4 pseudogenes are annotated in these 1759 nt (G+C 57.4%); 3 read left to right on the top strand and 1 reads right to left on the bottom strand.

Features of this window, described 5'->3' with window-relative positions:
- Window positions 1-123 precede the first annotated feature (123 nt).
- A pseudogene (locus APH30_RS29765) lies at window positions 124-240 on the bottom strand (type II toxin-antitoxin system RelE/ParE family toxin); the annotation flags it as partial.
- Between the two features lie 262 nt (window positions 241-502).
- On the opposite strand from APH30_RS29765, the pseudogene APH30_RS28570 reads away from it, so the two are divergent.
- From APH30_RS28570 to APH30_RS29770, 3 pseudogenes are all read left to right on the top strand, one after another.
- A pseudogene (locus APH30_RS28570) lies at window positions 503-760 on the top strand (MerR family DNA-binding protein); the annotation flags it as partial.
- Window positions 761-803: 43 nt separating this feature from the next.
- Window positions 804-1049 (top strand): annotated as a pseudogene (locus APH30_RS28575) (transposase); the annotation flags it as partial.
- A 13-nt stretch (window positions 1050-1062) separates the two neighbouring features.
- A pseudogene (locus tag APH30_RS29770) lies at window positions 1063-1517 on the top strand (DDE-type integrase/transposase/recombinase); the annotation flags it as partial.
- Window positions 1518-1759 lie beyond the last annotated feature (242 nt).

Raw genomic sequence — 1759 nt, forward strand, 5'->3', positions numbered from 1 at the left:
GAGAGGAGATGAAGGTCCTGGATTATGGCGCTGAGAGGAAATGGCAGGGCTCCGCCATGAAGACGGCGATTGCTTCAGGGCCGTCTAGGGCTGCTGCTGGGTCGTAGTCGTAAATTTTTTCGCTCATTCTGACCTCCACTCGCTGGCGAGTTTTTTAGCCGCTTCAATATCACGGCTTTGGCTGCTTTTGTCGCCGCCGCACAACAGCAAAACGAATTCATCACCTCGCTGCTGGAAATAGGGGTTGGGGGAGCAACGGAACAGAAAGTGCACTTAAGCTCAGTCGCTGCCCCGCAAACCCTTGCAACGTCTGGATAGTTTCGAAAAACGACCGTTTTATGAAACCGTTTCCGCTATCGCGAGGAAAGGTCACCAACACCCGAAAATCAGTGCAATAAACCTTTCTCACGAATCAAAGTTCGTTAATTCGCAGTCGCTGACGAGTAAAACGAACTCTAATTCGGCTTACGTTGGTTTTCAGTTCCATTGCTCCCCAACCCCCGATGTCGCCCGGGTGAAATTCGTAAAGTCCGCGCAACGGCTGGGCTTTAGCCTCGAAGAAGTGGCCGGGCTGTTGAGGCTCGATGACGGCGCTCACTGTGATGAAGCGCGCGTGCTCGCCGAGCAGAAGCTTGGGGATGTGCGTGGCAAGCTCGCGGATCTGCGACGGATCGAGTCTGTTTTGGTGCAACTGGTTCACGACTGTTGTGCGAGCCACGGGACCGTTTCCTGTCCGCTAATCGTTTCGCTGCATGGGTAAAACGCTCTGCGTTGGCCAGTGGTTGTGAAGGGAACCAGCGGACAAGGTCTACGGCTGCCGCGGCTGTGAAGCCGCACCGGTCACCGCCGACAAACCGGCTCAACTGATCGAAAAGAGCATGGCCAGTCCTAGCGTCCTGGCGATGCTGTTGATCACCAAATACGTCGATGGTCTGCCGCTGCACCGCTTCAAAAAAATCCTCGGTCGTCACGGCGTCGATATCCCCCGCCAAACCCTGGCGCGCTGGGTGATCCAGTGCGGCGAGCACCTGCAACCGCTGCTGAATCTGTCTACGAAAACAGCCCGGCGTGCCGCGTCGGCACGAAGGCCGTATTGCGGTGCAAACCAGCGATACGCGTTGGTGCTCGGACGGCTTTGAGTTCCGCTGCGAGGACGGAGCCAAATTGAGCGTAACCTTCGCCCTGGACTGCTGTGATCGCGAGGCCATCGGCTAGGTCGCGAGCCCGACCGGGTACAGCGGCGATGATATCCGCGACTTGATGCTGGAAAGCGTGGAGAGGCGCTTCGGTGATCAACTGCCCGCCACGCCGGTGCAATGGCTAAGCGATAACGGCTCGGCGTACACCGCCGACCAGACGTGCCTGTTTGCTCGACAGATCGGCTTGCAGCCGGTGACCCCCCAGTTCGCAGCCCGCAGAGCAACGGCATGGCCGAGAGCTTCGTGAAGACGATCAAGCGTGATTACGTGGCGCACATACCTAAGCCGGATCGAGAAACGGCACTACGTAACTTGGCCAATCCCTGTGATCCTGCGTGGTCGTCTTACTTTGCCCAACGTCGAGCTGCGATAGACGTGGATTGATTGCCCGGTACTAGACCATGGTGCTGACGAAAGACTTGAGCCGGATGAGGCGCGACTCTCATGCTCGGTTCTTTGGGGGCGGTGGCGCAGTAATGCGCTGCTGTTACCCGACGAAAGTGTACTTAAGCCCTACCATCTTATCTCGGCGCCATAAACCAGGACCTTCATCTCCTCCC

Origin of the sequence: Pseudomonas sp. NBRC 111127, assembly GCF_001320345.1 — a bacterium.
Lineage (GTDB): Bacteria > Pseudomonadota > Gammaproteobacteria > Pseudomonadales > Pseudomonadaceae > Aquipseudomonas > Aquipseudomonas juntendi.